Consider the following 18,491-nt stretch of genomic DNA (forward strand, 5'->3'; position numbering starts at 1 on the left):
CGATATAAGTTGGCTATTTCTGCGGAATGGATGATTTTATGTAGTATTTTACTAGGGACATTTACAGTCATTTTGAATAACAGTTCGCTCAATCCGGCTGTCCCTGAATTGATGAACGTTTTTCAGAGTAATGCCAGTTCCACCAGTTGGATTATTACTATTTTTCTGCTAGGTATGGGAATGACGATGCCATTAACAGGATATCTGGGTGATCGATTTGGTAAAAAAAGAATTTATTTGCTCGGACTGTTCCTGTTTATTATCGGGTCTATACTTGGGTCATTTTCATGGAATTTGTTATCTGTAATCTGCTTTCGTGGGTTACAAGGGATTGCAGGTGGATTGATGATTCCGCTATCACTAGCGATTATGTTCGATGCTTTTCCCAAAAATGAACGTGGTCGTGTGACAGGAATCTGGGGCATTGCGATTATGGTTGCACCTGCTATTGGCCCCACAGTCGGGGGAATGATGATCGAATGGGGAAGCTGGCAATCTTTATTTTGGATGAATGTACCTACTGGATTGCTCGGGTTACTGATCGGGCTTAAGTATTTGCCACATACGATCCCTGATCGGAAGCGAACATTTGATATGAGCGGATTTGTTACAGTGTCGCTGGGAGTTGGCATTATTTTATGGACACTGGGTCAAATGAAGCATCTGGCAGATATATGGTTAGGGTCTAATCTTGTGATGCTGGGTGTTGGAGTTGTATTGCTTATTATTTTTGTTCGTTTGGAGTTAACCAAAGAACAACCATTACTGCATCTGCGTATCTTCAATATTCCGACCTATACGCTTAGTGTCGTGGTAGTCAGTGTACAAGCCATTGCGATGTTTGCTACGATTTTTATGGTTCCTTTACTGGTGCAAAATGTATACGGATATAGTGCAATGATGACCGGATTGGTGTTTTTACCTTCAGCGATTTTCACAGGTATTTTTGTCCGGATTGCAGGTAAGCATCTTGATCGTAAAGGGCCAAAAATGATTGTGTTGATTGGTTTATCTATGACCTGTATTACGACTGCGATGTTGGGTATGTTGCAAGTTAATTCACCAATCTGGATCATTTTTGTACTGATGATGTTGCGCGGAGTAGGGTTGGGATTATCGAATATGCCTGTCACGACAGCAGGGTTAAATGCAATTCCTGATCAGTTGGTATCTCAAGGCTCAGCCATGAATAATGTGATTCGAAGAATGACTTCCTCACTCGGAATTGTGATCATTTCAGTCTATTATGAAGTTCGGCGGACTCAGCTTATAGCTGATGGACATTCAGATGCCTTTAGCACATTGCATACGATCAATCAGGGATTCTGGGTGTTAAGTATAATCATTTTATTTACGATTCCAGCGGCTTTCTTTATGCATCAGACGGTAACATCTTCTGAGCCTATCCATCATACGAAAAGGAGTGCATAATGTGTCTTCTGTAGATATCCATCAAAATCAGAAATTAATGCAACAAACAACGGATAGTAAAGACTTTAAATTAACTGAAAATCCTATTTCAGATGCCAAAAAGTGGGCACTTGCTGCAAGTATTCAAGCGATACTCAATAGTTATTTACGAGAAACGAAACAATTTGACCCTAGAATTTCAGCCGTGATTGAGAAGTTCCCTTTACTGCACAACAAAATGATATCCAGATTAGATATCAATATCGAAGAATCGTATGACATGATACTGATCCAGCTTCCTTTTACCGGGCGATGGATACAGACAGGGGTGACGTATTATTCCCTGATCGGTCAGCATCATTATATTTATTATTTTGTGTGTATTGAACAAGAGCAATCTCCAGCGATTATAACGGCCTATCAGTTGATCGATTATATGATCGAAGAAGTAAGTCATTATACAGATAGTCAAGCAAGAGGTTCGCAGAAGCAACAAATGGTAGATCGCATCGGAAACAGTCTGACCAAAATGGAATATTACTATGATCATCATCTTGCTGATCACGGCTCAGATCGTAACGAGTATATCTATTCGGAACAGTCACTGATTGCAGGGCATCCTTTTCATCCATTTCCCAAAAGTTCAGAAGGATTCGCTATCCCTGAATTAGCATTGTATAGTCCAGAAATGGGAGCTAGCTTCCAGTTGTTTTATATTGCGGTACAGTCGATCTATATCGAGGAACACTGGCTAGATGAGCAGACCAGACAAGAAGCAATCTCACCTGCTATATATCAGCAAGCAACAGACCTGTTACATGCAAAAGGTGTACAGGCAGATCAATATCACCTTTTACCAATGCATCCGTGGCAAGCAAAGTATATTCAGACGCTTCCTATCGTGGAGCAAGCGCTACAGTCTCAGTATTTGGTATTGTTAGGATCATTAGGTGATGAACTATATCCGACTTCTTCGGTCAGAACAGTTTGGAATCCTAAAGACCATCGAGGCTATAAGTTACCCCTGCATATCCGAATAACGAATCTTATTCGTGAAAATACAACCGAACAAGCCAAACGGACTATCGACGCTGCACGCATTATTCATCATAAACGGACTGCAATAGAATCGAATCATTTTAAAGTGTTAACAGAAACAGGCTACAGTTCAGTAAAAGTCGGTACGTTAAGTACACAATGGACAGACGATCTAGCGGAAAATCATAAAGTAAATGATAGCAAATCAGCTACCGACAACCAGTTTAACTCATTGACAGCCATGACTTTGGCGCAGCAAGAGCAATGGACTGCTGCCATGACTGTCATTTATCGTCCACAACAGATTGATCCTGAGCATACGTATGTTGTAGCTTCCCTATTGGAATCAGCGCCCAACACTAATGAACCCAAATTAATATCAGTGATTCGTCAACATGCAGAAGATCCAGTTCCACATTTATCAACATGGTTATCAAAGTATACAGAAATTACTCTTTTATCGTTATTACGTGTTTTTACAGATTACGGGATAAGCTTTGAAGCCCATCTGCAAAATTCATTAATTTCGCTCAAAGACGGGATGCCAGACTGTTATTATGTACGCGATCTGGAAGGAGTCAGTATTGATCGAACATGTCCATCCGTAGAGGAATGGATTCAAACGTTAATTGAACAGGATAGTCATGTGCTATATGACCGTGAGACTGCATGGTTAAGAACAGGATACTATTTTGTAGTCAATCATTTAGGTTCATTGATTCACACCATAGCCGCCTATGAGCAGTGTAGTGAGCAGGACTATTGGAATATAGTACAACAACAATTATTAACATGGAGAACCCAAGCAGCGTTAGAAGGAAATAGTTCTCTTTGCCATCATATTGAATCTTTACTACACGTAGAAACGTTACCCGCTAAAGCTAACTTTATCAGTTGTTTTCAAGCCAAAGGCGATCATCCTTCATTTATCGCTATTCCGAATCCTTTATATCTAGCTAAAAGTTGATAAAAACGAAGAATAATGTCACTCAATTCATGCAAATTTTACGGACACGTTCCAACATCCAATCTCTATAGGTATGACTAACTTAATCCGAGGTGAAATAATGACGTTTACACAACAATTACCTACGTATTCAGCCTTATCATTGACACAATCGACTGATCCTTTTGATATGATTAAAGCGCTCCATTCAGAACATTTTCCAGCAGTAGAACAGCGAATTATTCGTCAATTAATGCAAGCAATCATCTATGAAGATATTCTTCCTTATCTTCAGACTGAAATGTCTCAGCAACAAATACGTTCTAGCTTATCAGAGCCAAAAGCTTATCAGCAGTTTACTATAGCCGGTGTAACTACAGATCAACAAAAGGTGCAGTATATGTGTACGGGTAAGCGGATGGTGAGCTTTGGCAGAGTAAGATTAGAGCAAGTTCCTGTTATACGAATAGCGACAGACGGACAACAACAGACAGCACGTCTGCATGAATTTTTGAATGAAGTACTTCAACAAGTACAACAAGGGGAGAAGCTACAACAATTCCGTAATGAACTGGAACAGACATTATTGAAAGATTTACAATCTCAAGCATATGTACAACAAAGTGTATTCTCAACAGAACAGCCTTATTATGATCAGTTGGAAGGGCAGATCAAAGACGGTCATCCGTACCATCCTTGTTATAAATCTAGAATCGGTTTTACGTTAGAAGATAATGCTCAGTATGGGCCAGAATTTCAACAATCGTTGTACCCGATTTGGTTAGCGGTGGCTAAAGAATACAGTTTGTCTGCTTTTTCAACCACAGTCGAAGATCACGATTCATTTATGCAGGAATCATTAGGCACCAAGCAATGGAATCAATTTCAGCAGATTTTACAACAGCAACAATTGAATATAGAAGATTATCACTTGATCCCTGTTCATCCGTGGCAGTGGAAGAATAAGATTGTATCGGCTTTTTACCGTGAACTAGCCAGTCAACAGATCGTTCCGCTCGGAATTGGAAATGATGCTTATTATGCTCAGCAATCGATTCGTACATTAGGCAATCGAACAAGACCTGAAGCGCCTTATTTGAAAATGGCATTAAGTATTACCAATACATCAACTGCTCGTATATTAGCAGGGCATACGGTTCTTAATGGAGCAATGATTACAGATTGGTTAACTCGATTGATTCAACATAACGAGACTGCCCGTCAGCTTGGATTTGTAGTTTTACGTGAGCGTGCAGGAATCACTTTCAATTATGAAAAGTTGCCCGAATATCGACAGTCACAGACCTATGGTTCATTAGGAACGATCTGGCGTGAAAGTCTGCATACGTATCTAAAAGAAGGCGAAGACGGTGTTCCTTTCAATGGATTATGTCATGTGCAACCAAGCGGTGTACCTCTGATCGATCCGTGGATACAGCAATATGGAGTAGAACGGTGGACATATGCCATGTTAACAGCAACGGTTACTCCTATTATTCATATGTTATATGCGCACGGAATTGGAATGGAATCACACGGTCAAAATATTATTCTGATTCATCATGATGGATTACCTACACGTATTGCACTCAAAGATTTTCATGACGGTGTTCGTTTCTCAGTGACACATCTGGTAGAACCTGAATTATGCCCTGATCTAACACCGGAACCGCCAAGTCATGCAAAGATCAATCGTAATTCATTTATCCAAACGAATAACCCGGATGATGTACGAGATTTCTCTTATGATGCGTTCTTTTTTATTGCGGCTACAGAAATGTGCATGTTTTTGGAACAGCATTATCAGTTATCCGAACAATCATTCTGGAAAATGACTACCGATATTATCCATCAATATCAGCATGACCATCCACAGCATCAAGAACGGTTTGATTGTTTTGATCTGTTTGCGGAGACAGTATTAATCGAAGAATTAACCAAAAGAAGATTGTTCGGAGATGGTGAGCTTCATTTCAAAGATGGAATGAACCCATTGTATGCTTACCGACAATCCAAATGTTAACGTCTAATCGGCTACGCCAGCAATTAGCACAACAGCAGACAGTATTTGGATTGATCGCTTCTGTGCCTGCACCGATTATGGTTGAAATGATAGCTTATGCCGGTTTTGATTTTGTAATTATTGATATGGAACATGTGATGATCAATCCTGAAACGGTTGAACATATGATTCGGGCGGCTGAACAATCTGGGATTACACCACTGGTACGTATCCCTGAAATCAATGCCAAAACAATTTTACGTGTTCTGGATAGCGGAGCGATGGGAATAGTTATTCCGCAAGTGGAAACTAAAGAACAGATCGAAGCTGTGATTCAAGCGGCTAAATATTTCCCAATCGGTCAACGAAGTATGAATAGCGGGCGACCAGGTGTTTTTGGACGAGACAATCTAGTGGATTATATGGATCGAGCGAATCAAGAAATCATGATTGTACCGATGATTGAAACGGTCAAAGGAGTCGAACACATCCATGAGATTCTAAGTGTAAAAGGAATCGATATGGTGCTTGAAGGAGCAGCTGATCTATCACAATCTTATGGTGTACCTTGGCAGACCGAGCATCCTCATGTGCGTCAAGCATTGGATCATATTCAACAAGTTGCCGCTGACCAACAGATTCCTTATTGCGCAATTCCTCGTCAACCGGATCAATATGATTACTGGCAAGGAAAAGGAGTACAGGCTTACGTATTAGGAGATGAACGTGGAATAGCTTTTCGAGCGTTACAAAGTAAATTAGCTCAATTTCCTGTAGCTTCTGCTATCCCTTCCAAACAACAATCGCACAATCATCAATGATCTATCGTAATTGCATTATAGATATTCAGCACGCAAAGGAGGCTTTATGTTGAACTCAAATACTACTCAATCGCATGCTCCCTATATAGCGCAAGCGCCTTCTTCGATTGTGGATGAAGTCTATCGAATAAGAGCAGCAGAACAAGCCAATCGTGATCCACATGTCATATCTAGAAAACCAGTATGTGCTTTTATTTATGATCTCAATACATTACGTGAGCGTACACGTTCCAAAGTAGCCGATATGCCAGCAGGCACGCATTTATTTTATGCAGTCAAAGCGAATCCTGATCCACGTCTGATTGAAGCATTAGCTCCAATCGTTGATGGTTTTGAAACGGCATCAATCGGAGAAGTGCAAGCGATTCGCTTAGTCGATCCAGATGTTCATATTATTTTTGGTGGGCCGGGTAAAAAAGATATCGAGATTGAGCAAGCGATTGATCACAATGTGATGCTTATTCATGCTGAAAGTGTACATGAAATCCGCCGAATCGCATGGATAGCGGAGCAAAAAAATAAAACGGTTCAGATTCTACTACGTGTTAATTTAAGAAAAAGTATTCCTACAGGTACGGTTACGATGGGTGGGAAACCGACGCAATTTGGGATCGATGAAGTACAGATCGGAGAAGCGATCCAATTAGTACAGTCTTTGCCACAGTTGACGTTAGCAGGATTCCATATGCATTCGGTATCTAATAATCTGGATGCTCAATTACATGTAGAACTGGTTCATATGTATATTCAATCGGTGAGTCGTTGGATTCGTGAATATAACTTGTCTATTCAATACCTTAATGCTGGCGGAGGATTTGGTATTTGTTATACAGAACCAGATCGTCATTTCGAATGGGAGACATTTATCAACGGACTACACCATATCTGGAACGAAGAAGTATTGCCTGGCGTAGAACTGATTTTTGAACCGGGTCGATATATAGTCGCTCATGCAGGTTATTATGCGTCAGAAGTGATTGATCTGAAATGTAATCATGATAAGCATTATGCGATTTTACGTGGAGGGACTCATCATTTTCGTTTACCTGTCTCATGGGGACACAATCAACCTTTTCAAATGATAGCGATAGAGCAGTGGGATTATCCGTTTGAACGTCCCCGTCAAGAGCAAGTGACTCTTACACTGGCAGGCGAACTGTGTACACCCAAAGATATCCTTGCTCAAGAGGTAACACTAGAACAGATTGCTGTAGGAGATATTGTTTTGTTTTCGATTGCCGGTGCGTATGCATGGACGATATCGCATCATGATTTTCTAAGTCATCCTCATCCCGATATGATCTATATCGATCATCACACAGGAGGTTATGAATCATTATGAATTGGAATGAAGTGTTAGAACCACTTGCTACTAACAAGGATCAACTTGTTTCTGAGCAATCGATTACTCCAGCATACACAGATTTAGAGCAGACTGAGATTCAAATCAAGCAAAAAGTAGCTTTGGAACAGGTGATGCAAGATCTGATAAACACATTGCTAGCCGAAGGATTCTGGTCTAACGATCAACTGCAACTATTATCTACAGAACAATTAAAGCAAAAATTGATCTCTACTTTAACAGACCAGCATAAGTCACAAAAAGAAGACATCTTATCTGTTCTATCTTCTATAACAGATATCTCTTTATTGCAAAATAGCTTATGGTATTACTGGGAAATTCCATCTTTATCACTTGAGCCATCCACATTATCTGATTCATCTCAACGAGTAGATCAACCACAATATACGGTTATTTTCCCTGTACAATCAGCGATTGTGCAACCGTATCGTTATGTTCCTGCCAGTGTAACTATACATTCGTATAAGCAACGGGCTACAGCGCGACCTGCCTCATTATCTGCAAAAGAACTAACCGATACGCATGTCTATGCTATTCGTTATTCAACTACATGTACCACAGATCACAATGCACCATTACTACAGATCACTCCATTAACACCCATTCAATTGATGAAAATAGTCAATGATCAATGCTTAACAGCCACTTACCGCGAACAACCGGGAGTGAAGCGATTTGTACAATTATTAGAGGAGACAATAAAGCAGACCACATGGTCGTTAGATCATTCCCTATCTGAAGAGTCATGGTTTGATCGGTCTGCCAGTGACTTTTTTCAGCAGATGGAGCGGTATGCTTCTTTAAGAGATCGACCTTTTCATCCTGTATCCAAAGCCAAAGTAGGATTAGATGAGCAAGATTATCGTCAATATAGTGCAGAATTTGCACAGCCGATCTCGTTATCATGGGTCGCTATAAAGCGCAATCTGGTGATGGAAGGGGAAGCGCTTGTAGACAGAACAGTGCTCGATTATCAGCTTTATGATTATCGCCAAGATAGCACATTAGCTTGCGATCTATCAGAACCAATGACTGATCTTTTATCGTTAGACCAACAACAGCAAGTGCTCCAAGCGATTGAGGACAAAGGATTGAATACGAATGAATATATAGCGATTCCTGTTCATCCGTGGCAATTACAGCATAATCTGCCTCACTATTTGAGAACAGCACAAGCACAAGGCGATTGGATTGATCTTCAGCTTCAACTGGGTCTTTTTGAAGCTACATCTTCTGTACGGTCACTATCTCCTGTAAATGATAGCCCGCATTATATCAAATTACCGCTTAGCGTCTTTTCACTAGGGGCTTCTCGCTATCTGCCAGCTGTCAAATTGATTAACGGTCAACGTGGACAACGCATGTTAGAACAAGCATTAAAGTGTGACCCTATATTGGCACAACAGTTATTTCTTTGTGATGAACGTCGCTGGTGGGCATATATGCCTGAAGCAGGAAGTTTATTTGATGATGAACCCAGACATCTAGCAGCAATGGTGCGCACCTATCCAACATCGTTAATCACAGGGGAAAAAGGTACACGTTTATTGCCGATGTCTGCTCTTTCGGTAGTATTACCTGTATCTACTAATGCACCACGTGAAGGACACTTTTTTGATGAATGGATGAAGGTTCGTGATCTGGATGTTAATCAAGAATCGATTTGTATTTTATTTGGCGAAGTCTGTCAGACTTTTTTCCAAATCAATTTACGATTATTCCGGTTAGGATTAATGCCAGAGTTGCATGGACAGAACAGCGTATTAGTCTGGCAACATGGATATATGAAGCAGATGCTGTTACGAGATCATGATTCTGTACGGCTTCATTTACCATGGCTTCAGCAACAAGGCATAGACGATCCTCAATATATGATTCGTCCGGGTTACTCTAATAGCCTATACAATGACACACCTGAAGAATTGATCTTTTACTTGCAAACGTTAGGGATACAAGTCAATTTGTATGCGATTATAGATGCGCTATCTACCGTGTATAATATCGAAGAGAAATTATTGTGGAATATAATGCGAGATCAATTGCGAGAGCAGTTACATGAAGTTCCTTTTGAGGTAGAAGTGAGACAAGCAATCTATTCTATTTTATTCGAAAAAGAAGAATGGCCACTTAAATTGGTTGTGAAGCCTTTGTTAGAACAAGCGGGTGTACCGGGCAGTATGCCATCCGGTCAAAGTACGATTCAGAATCCATTTTTACAGTTGTAATCTCTAGCGTCAATTGCTACAACAATTTACTTTTCCGTCTAAATCTATATAATGAGAATAGTTCTCATAATTATGATAATTATTCTCAATCTATGTAGAAAGGCGACGAGTGATGAGTAAGGTATTAGATCAGTATCGACAATTTCCTTCCTATATCTATAAATTACAGACTGTGCAATATGCGGATCAAGTGTTACCACGCTACGATGCCACATTGCATAGTCTTTTACTTTTTAAAGAGGCCAAAGGGCAGATTATTATTAACGGTAACCGTTATGATCTACATCAGCAAAAAGTGTTTTTGGTACCTCCACATGCTTCGCTCAAAATAATGATTGAAAGCGATAGTCGTACCGAATACTATATTCTTTCTTTTCATGTATTACAGCCTGACGGACAAGGGCACTTTGTACCGATTGAATTACTCGGATTGTATGAACTGCATGTGGCTCATTTTCGCTGGTTTGCCGATCGTGTACGTGAGATTCAAGATAAGCATGATCAAGAAAATCTATGGGATCAGATGAAAGCCAATGTTATTTTTCAAGAATTGTTAATCCATTTGTTCAAAGAAGATGCTCAAGAGCAGAAGCCTGATATGAATAAAGCGATAGCCGCTACATTGGATCATATGGAACAGCATTATGCCACTTCAATTACTCGCAATCAATTGGCAGAGATTGCAGGGATGAGTGCAGATTATTATTCGCGTGCTTTCAAAAAAGTAGTCGGTAAAAGTCCGATGGAGCATCTCACTGAAATTCGGATTACACAATCCAAGCAAGTGCTCCTTCTTTCTAACGATTCTTTTCGCTCGGTGGCTCAGCAGGTGGGATTTAGCGATGAGTTTTATTTTAGTCGCAAATTCAAAGCAGTCACAGGTCGTTCGCCCAAATCCTATATTCATAATATCCGGTATTCTAACAAAATCGCTTCACTTAAACATTTGTTAACCGGTCATCTGGTAGCACTTGGGATAGAACCCTATGCAGCAGTGATTAACAATGCCTATCCCATAACAACTCAATTTGAACATACGATTCCGATAGGCGACAACAAGCCTGATCTGGAGAAATTAATGAATGCTCAGCCCGATCTGATCGTGACCTGCGAATTTCGAGATTTTGAAAAGTCGCAAAAAGAAAAAATGTATGAGCAGATTGCACCCACGATCACATTGCCTTTTTTTGAAGACTGGCGTGTTCATTTTCAGACGATTGCACGAATCGTAGGTAAAGATCAAGAGGCGCAAGTCTGGTTAGAACAATATGCAGATATCGCTCAATTATTACGTCAACAATTGAAAAATAAATTCGGTCAACGCTCATTGCTTATTCTTGGTGTCGGAGAGAGTAAAATCTGCATTTATGGCAAGCGTAATCTAGGTGCTGTATTGTATAACGATCTTGGGTTCATCATGCCTGCTGGGGTCGAGAATATTGCTCATTACTATGAAATTCAACCCGAAGAATTAATTCATTATGATGCAGATTGTATCTTAATGACTCCTTTTCAACATGATGGAACTGTAGGGATGCAAGCAGGTATTGAGCAAGGTATTTTCCGTTTATGTGCAGATCCATTATGGCAACGTCTCCAAGCAGTACAGACGCAATCTGTATACGAAATGTATACCACTCAGCATATGCACACCTGTTATAACTCATATTCACACCTTATGCTGTTAGAAAAAGTGCGTCAATTGTTTTTGGATAAAAACGACAAATGACGGATTATTCCAAGGACTAGACTGAATTGTCCATGTTAAAGGAATAAACGTTCACTATAATTAATAATGAGAATCAATATCAATTGTAGTGAGCAGAAAGGAAGATCGAAGACCATGTTGAAATCGTTTAAAGGTATACATATGTTATGCATCATGATGACTCTCGTGATTATTCTCGCAGGTTGTGGTGCAAATACGAATAAAGGCGCAGTAGAGCCTACCGCTCAAGCAGCAGGTGACAATGCAAGCGCTGATTCATCTGTACGTACGATTGAACATGAAATGGGAGCCACCGAGGTCAAAGGAACACCGAAACGGATTGTGACTTTGTATCAAGGAGCAACCGATGTGTTAGTCGCTTATGGTGTCAAACCTGTAGGCGTAGTAGAAGCACATACAGGTGAACCTGCTTATGATTATTTGAAAAAAGATCTGGCAGGCGTACCTACAGTGGGATTAGAAACCCAACCTAATCTAGAAGAAATCTATAATTTAAAGCCCGATTTGATTATCGGTTCTAAATTCCGCAATGAAGCTACGTATGCTCAGTTGTCTGAAATTGCTCCAACCGTTATGGTGGATCAAGTGTACGATTGGAAAAAAACAGTCGATCTAGTAGGTCAGGTCTTAAATGAAAAAGATAAAGGTACACAATTGCTACAAGCGTGGGAAGATCGTGTAGCTGATTTCAAAAAGCAAATGGGCGACCGTTTACCGATTGAAGCTTCGATTGTAAACTTCCGTGCAGATCATGCGCGTATTTATTATATGGGGTATGCAGGCTTGATATTGAAAGAACTTGGATTCACTCGCCCCGCGGCGCAAGAGCAAGAAGAATGGGGAATCAAAGTCAATTCGAAAGAAAGTATTCCTGATATGGATGCCGATGCAATCTTTGTATTTGATTCAGGAACAGACAAAGCAGCTATCGAACAAAATTATCAACAATGGACACAGCATCCATTATGGAAAAACTTAAAAGCCTACAAAAACAATCAAATTTACAAAGTAAATGAAGTCAATTGGAATCTAGCAGGTGGTTATATATCTGCAGGTCTGATGTTAGATGAATTGTATGATATCTACAAATTAGAGAAACCTCAAACCAAGTAATCATAAGGAGGAGAACAGGTAGCGACATCACCTGCTTCTCCTTTTATCACATCTACTATTGAGCGATAGAAGTGAGTCATAATGATACTCACTTCACGAAATGTAATGATGAAAGAGTGAATGTCTATTGGTTTTATTCAAAAGCAATACAGCCAAAATATGGAGTCTGATTATTACTTTACTACTATGTGTAGTATGCCTTGGGATCAGCCAAATGTTAGGAAGAACCTTTGCATCATGGGGAGAAGTGGTTAATGCTTTTCTGCATTACAATCCTGAATCGACAGCAGATGTATTGATACATACCGAACGGTTGCCACGAGCGATTATCGGGTTAGTCGTAGGTGCAAGTCTGGCGATTGCAGGCGCATTGATGCAAGCATTGACACGTAATCCATTAGCTTCACCCAGTACATTTGGGATTAATGCAGGAGCTATCTTTTTTGTAGTGGTCGCGAGTCTGATGTTTTCGATATCAGACATGACACAATTGATGTGGTTTGCTTTTGCAGGAGCATTAGTAGCCGCTATTATCGTCTATGGATTGGGGTCTATTGGACGTGATGGATTAACACCGATCAAGATAGTTCTGGCAGGATCAGCTATTTTAGCGTTATTTACTTCATTTACACAGGCGATGCTGGTATTAAATGAAACAGGAATGCAAAATGTGCTTTTCTGGTTAGCAGGAGCGATCGGTGGACGAACACTGGAAATGTTACAGCCTGTGCTTCCGTTATTGACTATAGCGGGTGTGACTGCATTAGGTATGGGCCGAGCTATTAATTTATTTGTAACCGGTGAAGATATCGCTAAAGGTATGGGGCAACGAGTAGTATTGCTCAAAATAGTCATGGGTCTGACTATTGTGATTCTTGCAGGTGGTTCGGTAGCGATTGTAGGAGCTGTCGGATTTGTAGGGTTATTTATTCCGCATATGGCACGTGCACTGGTAGGCACTGACTATCGCTGGATCATTCCTTTTTCCGGTGCTTTAGGAGGGCTACTATTGATGACAGCAGATCTGATTGCACGATTAGTGATTATACCGGCAGAAGTTCCTCTGGGTGTGATTACTGCTTTTATCGGAGTACCGTTCTTTCTCTATATCGCTCGTAAAGGAGTGACATGGAAATGAACAAACCTAGATATTGGACATTACGCAGTCGATCTGCGAGATTTCATATGCAATTGGAAAAAAGATCTGTTCGTACTCTGGCGATATTAACAATGATTGTTATCGTAGTCAGTATAATAGGCATCGGTATAGGAGAGACATGGATACATCCGTGGGAAGTTATTCGGGCGATATTCGGTCAGAGTTCAGGAGCATACGATTTTGTATTATACCGATTACGATTACCACGTGCTGTTGTAGGGTTACTGGCTGGTGCCGCTTTAGGGATGTCTGGCGCTATTTTGCAAGGGATGATTCGCAATCCTTTAGCTTCGCCGGATATTATCGGGATTACAGGTGGAGCTTCTGTAGCTGCGGTATTATTTCTTTCGTATGGAAGTAGTGTATTTCATCTAAGTATCGACTGGTTACCTGTAGCAGCCATTATGGGAGCGTTGATCGTATCTGCACTGATCTATCTATTGTCATGGCAAAATGGAGTCACACCGATGCGACTGGTGTTGATTGGTATTGGGATATCCGCAGGGATGAGTGCGATGACGACATTTATGCTAGTCATTAGCTCTACATTTACAGCAAGCAAAGTGTATATCTGGTTAACCGGCAGTGTCTATGGAGCGACATGGAGTGGTGTGTATTCGATTCTGCCTGTATGCGTAATTGCGATTCCATTGCTGTTGTATTTTGCCCGTAGTCTAAATTCCCAGGAACTTGGCGACGATGTAGCACTCGGGTTAGGTGTACGTGTACAGAAGCATCGGTTATTGCTGTTGATACTGAGCGTTATTCTGGCGGGCAGTGCTGTTGCTGTGGTAGGCGCAGTCGGATTTGTCGGATTAATTGCTCCTCATATTGCTCGTAAATGGGTGGGGCGTACATTTGGTAGCATTTCGCTTGCATCAGGGTTAATTGGAGCACTGTTGGTGTTTGTCGCAGATGTGATCGCACGAACAGCTTTCTATCCAATTGATATTCCAGCAGGTATATTTACAGCGGCAATCGGAGCTCCCTTTTTTATCTATTTGTTGTATCAGAATCGCAATCGCTTTTGATCCTATAGATATATCTATGTGAACGTTATCTCGAATATAAAGGAGGGCATATGATGGATCAATTACAAGCTCGCAATCTGACAATCACATATGGAGCAGATCCTATTATCGAAGATCTACATTTGCATATTCCTAAAGGTAAAATTACGGTATTGATCGGAAGTAATGGCTGTGGGAAATCGACTATTTTGCGTACATTAGCACGTCTACTTAAGCCTAATACTGGATCGATATTATTAGCGGGCGAAGAAATTGCTCATATTTCCACTAAAGAAATTGCACGCCGGATGTCTATTTTGCCGCAAGGCCCTTCTGCTCCTGAAGGGTTAACAGTAGAACAGCTGGTGAAGCAAGGACGATATCCGCACCAAAGTTGGCTGAAGCAGTGGTCGATTCAGGACGAACAAGCGGTACAACGAGCATTGGAATTAACACATATGCTAGAACTATCTCATCGTACAGTGGATTCATTATCCGGAGGACAACGGCAACGTGCTTGGATTGCGATGACTTTGGCGCAAGGAACAGATACATTATTGCTAGACGAACCCACCACTTATCTAGATATGACCCATCAGGTGGAAATTTTGGATTTGCTATTTGACTTGAATGAACGAGAAGGACGCACGATCGTTATGGTACTGCATGACCTGAATCTCGCTTGCAGGTATGCCCATCATATGATTGCTGTCCATGACCGGGGTATTTACGCACAAGGAAGCCCTGAAGAGATTATGACTGTCGAAAATGTACAATCGGTGTTTCAAATGCGTTGCCAGATTGCACGTGATCCTTTGTTCGGCACACCGATGCTTATACCTTATGGAAAGGGGAGGATCTTACATGAGTCCGTTTCTGTCTAATCCTACAACTTGGGAACCTGAAGAATGGAACTATCTGAATCAAGAATTGAGATTAACAGATCAGATCGCAGAAGATAATACGTATAGTGTTACTTCTGCTGAACTATTAGACCCCGAGCAATGTGCAGACTATCTGGATCGTCTACAACCATTGTATCGTTCTTCTTCACGGTCACTTACAGCTTCAATGTTTTCAAAGCGTTATGCTTTTATGATGGTATGCCCTATGTTGTATGCCATGAGCGTATATCGCAAAACATTTTCTCTCACTATCGACAATTGTCAGTTAGAATCAGCTTATTTCCAATTGCCTACACGCAAAACATGGATGCCTAATCTATGGTTGCATGATCCAAGTGTATATGAACTTCAATCCATACATGCAGAAAATAATGAGCTGTACACACAACAGCGAGAAGATATTGTACGACGTATTTTTGCAGACCATCTGCAACCGATTTTAAAAAATATATCCGAAGTCTCATCTATTTCACGAACGATACTATGGGAAAATATAGCGATCTATGTGTATGTCTTGTATGAAAATCGGATATTAAAAGAAGTTAGCGAAGATCAACGGCAACGCATACAACATGATCTAGACTATCTTACCAAGCAAGCACCGGCTGATTGTTTTGGCGAAAAGCGTAATCCATTAGCTCAGTTTTACACACCCAAACGTGTAGTTCCTCTTTCAGAACAACCTCAACGTGTACGCAAAACATGTTGTGCTCATTATGAATTACCGGCTCCAACAGATTATTGTCCAACCTGTCCCAAAATTTGCAAAAGTTGATCTAAGCAGATGCTGATCATTCAACTAGAGTTAGACAACACAAAATAAGGAGGGGTACGGTATGATACGTATCGAGCCACGAGTACAAGGCTTCACTGAAGAGTTACAAACACTTTATAAACAGCTTCAACCTTCTACACTGGGACATTTAACCGACTTTGGATTTTTACGAGGAATACAGCCTCTTTTTCGCCCAATTCGGATGTTAGGTAATGCCGTTACTGTACGTATTCCTCATCTGGATTCGACGGCGATAAGGCATGCACTACAACACGTAATGCCTGGTGATGTAATCGTAGTCGATATGTCAGGAGATGATTTTCGAGCCTGTTGGGGAGAATTTCGTACATATGTAGCGATGAAAAAAGGAGTAGCAGGCGTAGTTATCTCAGGTTGTGCTACCGATATTAAAGTAGTGCGAGAACTCAACTTTCCAGTATTTGCATTAGGAACTAGCGCATTAACAACGCGTAGCTTAGAGCTGGAAGGCGAAGTGAATACGCCTATAAGTGTAGGTGGTGTTACTGTACATCCCGGCGATATCGTACTAGGCGATGATGATGGTGTATGTGTTGTTCGCCCTCAACATGCTCAAGCACTAGGAGAACAAGCATTAGCCAAGCAAGCACAAGAAGCTATAAATCGTCAAAAATATGGATATGATCTTATCAAGCCATATCCTGTATGATAACTAAATAGAATCGTGAAAAAGACATAAACAAACATTTAATAAGGGTATTAATCTTTATTATTATTTATTTATGTCTTTTTATGTTGACTTTATTTAAGGCTAGAGCTAATATTAATTTATAAGTTAGTTCTAATTTTCACAAAGTATGAATTTGAAGTGTTTAAATCATCATTTTACTTTATGTATCATCCTAACCATATTGAATAGGAGCGATGTAACATGAACACAGTGACAGTTTCTCAACAGCAGTCGAGGGTAGGGATCGATATTCCTTTTGTACGTGAAATGGCAGAGACGACCTATAATATGTGGAAATTCGGTTGGGATGAACGTAATGGTGGAAATGTAAGTTGTATATTAGACGAAGCAGAAGTAGAGAAGTATATAGATATTGAGCAAGTGAAATATACGATTCAACCTGCATTTGCTGTACATGAATTAGCAGGTAAGTACTTTATCGTAACCGGATCAGGTAAATACTTTAAAAATGTGATTGATAATCCTGAAGCCAATTTGGGGCTTTTACGTGTATCGGCTAATGGAGAGCAATTAGAAGTATTATGGGGTTTCAAAAATGGTGCTGTACCTACCAGCGAATTACCTTCGCATTTTATGAGTCATATTGAACGGTTAAAAGTAGATCCTAAGCACCGGGTTGTGATACACAATCACGCAACCAATGTGATTGCAATGAGTTTTGTTCATGATCTGGATGAAAATCAATTCACCAGAACGTTATGGGAAATGTGTACTGAATGTATTGTTGTTTTTCCAGATGGCATTGGTGTGATTCCATGGATGGTTCCAGGCTCGAATGAGATCGGGCAAGCTACAGCACAGAAGATGAGGGATCACCATGCTGTATTATGGCCGCATCACGGGATATTTGGCACAGGGCACTCGATTGACGAAGCTTTTGGACTGATTGAAACGATTGAAAAAGCCGCTCAAATTTATATGCTTATCGCAAATCATTCGATTCGTCAAAAAATTACCGATCAACAACTAGCGGATCTGGCACATGCATTCGGAGTGACTCCACGGGAAGGGATTTTACAAACCATAACATCATCATTTTAAGTAAATATAGCATTTACTAAAGCAGATCAATTTGATATTGGTCTGCTTTTTTTATACCGAAAATTAGGACTTTTGATTTAATTTTCAGCTTAAAATGAAATAAAACGAAAAAAAATTAAAATTTTATGCGAAAATTAGCGAAAAATAAAATTTTTTCATACTTTATTAACAATTTTTATGTAAAATGAGTTTAAAGTCTTTACTTTTGGTTTAAATTTATATGA

14 protein-coding genes are annotated in these 18,491 nt (G+C 40.3%); all 14 read left to right on the forward strand.

The window, feature by feature from the left end; translation table 11 throughout:
• The first annotated feature begins 9 nt into the window (after positions 1–9).
• The 14 genes from PaeCFBP13512_RS15345 to rhaD all read left to right on the forward strand — a co-directional run bounded on the left by PaeCFBP13512_RS15345 (position 10) and on the right by rhaD (position 18,267).
• On the forward strand, positions 10–1,431 hold the full coding sequence (locus tag PaeCFBP13512_RS15345; protein WP_342671984.1) for an MDR family MFS transporter: 1,422 nt from the start codon (positions 10–12) through the stop codon (positions 1,429–1,431).
• Position 1,432: 1 nt separating this feature from the next.
• Complete coding sequence (locus PaeCFBP13512_RS15350) at positions 1,433–3,415, forward strand: IucA/IucC family protein (RefSeq protein WP_137224219.1); 1,983 nt, start codon at positions 1,433–1,435, stop codon at positions 3,413–3,415.
• A 100-nt stretch (positions 3,416–3,515) separates the two neighbouring features.
• Complete coding sequence (locus tag PaeCFBP13512_RS15355; protein WP_137224221.1) at positions 3,516–5,417, forward strand: IucA/IucC family protein; 1,902 nt, start codon at positions 3,516–3,518, stop codon at positions 5,415–5,417.
• Positions 5,411–6,217, forward strand: a complete 807-nt coding sequence (locus tag PaeCFBP13512_RS15360) for an HpcH/HpaI aldolase family protein (protein WP_137224223.1) — start codon at positions 5,411–5,413, stop codon at positions 6,215–6,217. The genes PaeCFBP13512_RS15355 and PaeCFBP13512_RS15360 overlap by 7 nt, the downstream gene beginning before the upstream one ends.
• Before the next feature lie 49 nt (positions 6,218–6,266).
• Entirely contained in the window at positions 6,267–7,559 is a 1,293-nt protein-coding gene (locus PaeCFBP13512_RS15365) for a type III PLP-dependent enzyme (RefSeq protein ID WP_241669399.1), read from the forward strand.
• Positions 7,556–9,805: an IucA/IucC family protein gene (locus PaeCFBP13512_RS15370; protein ID WP_241669400.1), complete on the forward strand. Its 2,250-nt coding sequence runs from the start codon at positions 7,556–7,558 to the stop codon at positions 9,803–9,805. Before PaeCFBP13512_RS15365 ends, PaeCFBP13512_RS15370 begins: the two co-directional genes overlap by 4 nt.
• Before the next feature lie 112 nt (positions 9,806–9,917).
• Positions 9,918–11,534: an ABC transporter substrate-binding protein gene (locus tag PaeCFBP13512_RS15375; RefSeq protein ID WP_137224227.1), complete on the forward strand. Its 1,617-nt coding sequence runs from the start codon at positions 9,918–9,920 to the stop codon at positions 11,532–11,534.
• A gap of 153 nt (positions 11,535–11,687) precedes the next feature.
• Positions 11,688–12,647 carry an ABC transporter substrate-binding protein gene (locus PaeCFBP13512_RS15380; RefSeq protein ID WP_275094491.1) on the forward strand — a complete coding sequence of 320 codons (960 nt, stop codon included), beginning with the start codon at positions 11,688–11,690 and terminating at the stop codon, positions 12,645–12,647.
• Positions 12,648–12,774: 127 nt separating this feature from the next.
• Positions 12,775–13,785 (forward strand): FecCD family ABC transporter permease, encoded by a 1,011-nt coding sequence (locus tag PaeCFBP13512_RS15385; protein WP_069327623.1) that lies wholly within the window; start codon positions 12,775–12,777, stop codon positions 13,783–13,785.
• Positions 13,776–14,837, forward strand: coding sequence for a FecCD family ABC transporter permease (locus PaeCFBP13512_RS15390; RefSeq protein ID WP_069327622.1), 1,062 nt, complete (start codon positions 13,776–13,778; stop codon positions 14,835–14,837). Before PaeCFBP13512_RS15385 ends, PaeCFBP13512_RS15390 begins: the two co-directional genes overlap by 10 nt.
• Before the next feature lie 53 nt (positions 14,838–14,890).
• Complete coding sequence (locus PaeCFBP13512_RS15395) at positions 14,891–15,700, forward strand: ABC transporter ATP-binding protein (RefSeq protein ID WP_137224229.1); 810 nt, start codon at positions 14,891–14,893, stop codon at positions 15,698–15,700.
• The gene (locus PaeCFBP13512_RS15400; RefSeq protein WP_161594282.1) at positions 15,681–16,496 is read left to right on the forward strand and encodes an IucA/IucC family C-terminal-domain containing protein; all 816 of its coding nucleotides are present in this window, start codon (positions 15,681–15,683) and stop codon (positions 16,494–16,496) included. Before PaeCFBP13512_RS15395 ends, PaeCFBP13512_RS15400 begins: the two co-directional genes overlap by 20 nt.
• A 61-nt stretch (positions 16,497–16,557) precedes the next feature.
• On the forward strand, positions 16,558–17,184 hold the full coding sequence (locus tag PaeCFBP13512_RS15405; RefSeq protein ID WP_137224233.1) for an RraA family protein: 627 nt from the start codon (positions 16,558–16,560) through the stop codon (positions 17,182–17,184).
• 222 nt (positions 17,185–17,406) lie between these two features.
• Positions 17,407–18,267, forward strand: a complete 861-nt coding sequence (gene rhaD, locus PaeCFBP13512_RS15410) for a rhamnulose-1-phosphate aldolase (protein ID WP_137224235.1) — start codon at positions 17,407–17,409, stop codon at positions 18,265–18,267.
• Positions 18,268–18,491 lie beyond the last annotated feature (224 nt).

This window comes from Paenibacillus sp. CFBP13512 (assembly GCF_005233705.1).
In the GTDB taxonomy this organism is placed as follows: domain Bacteria; phylum Bacillota; class Bacilli; order Paenibacillales; family Paenibacillaceae; genus Saccharibacillus; species Saccharibacillus nuruki.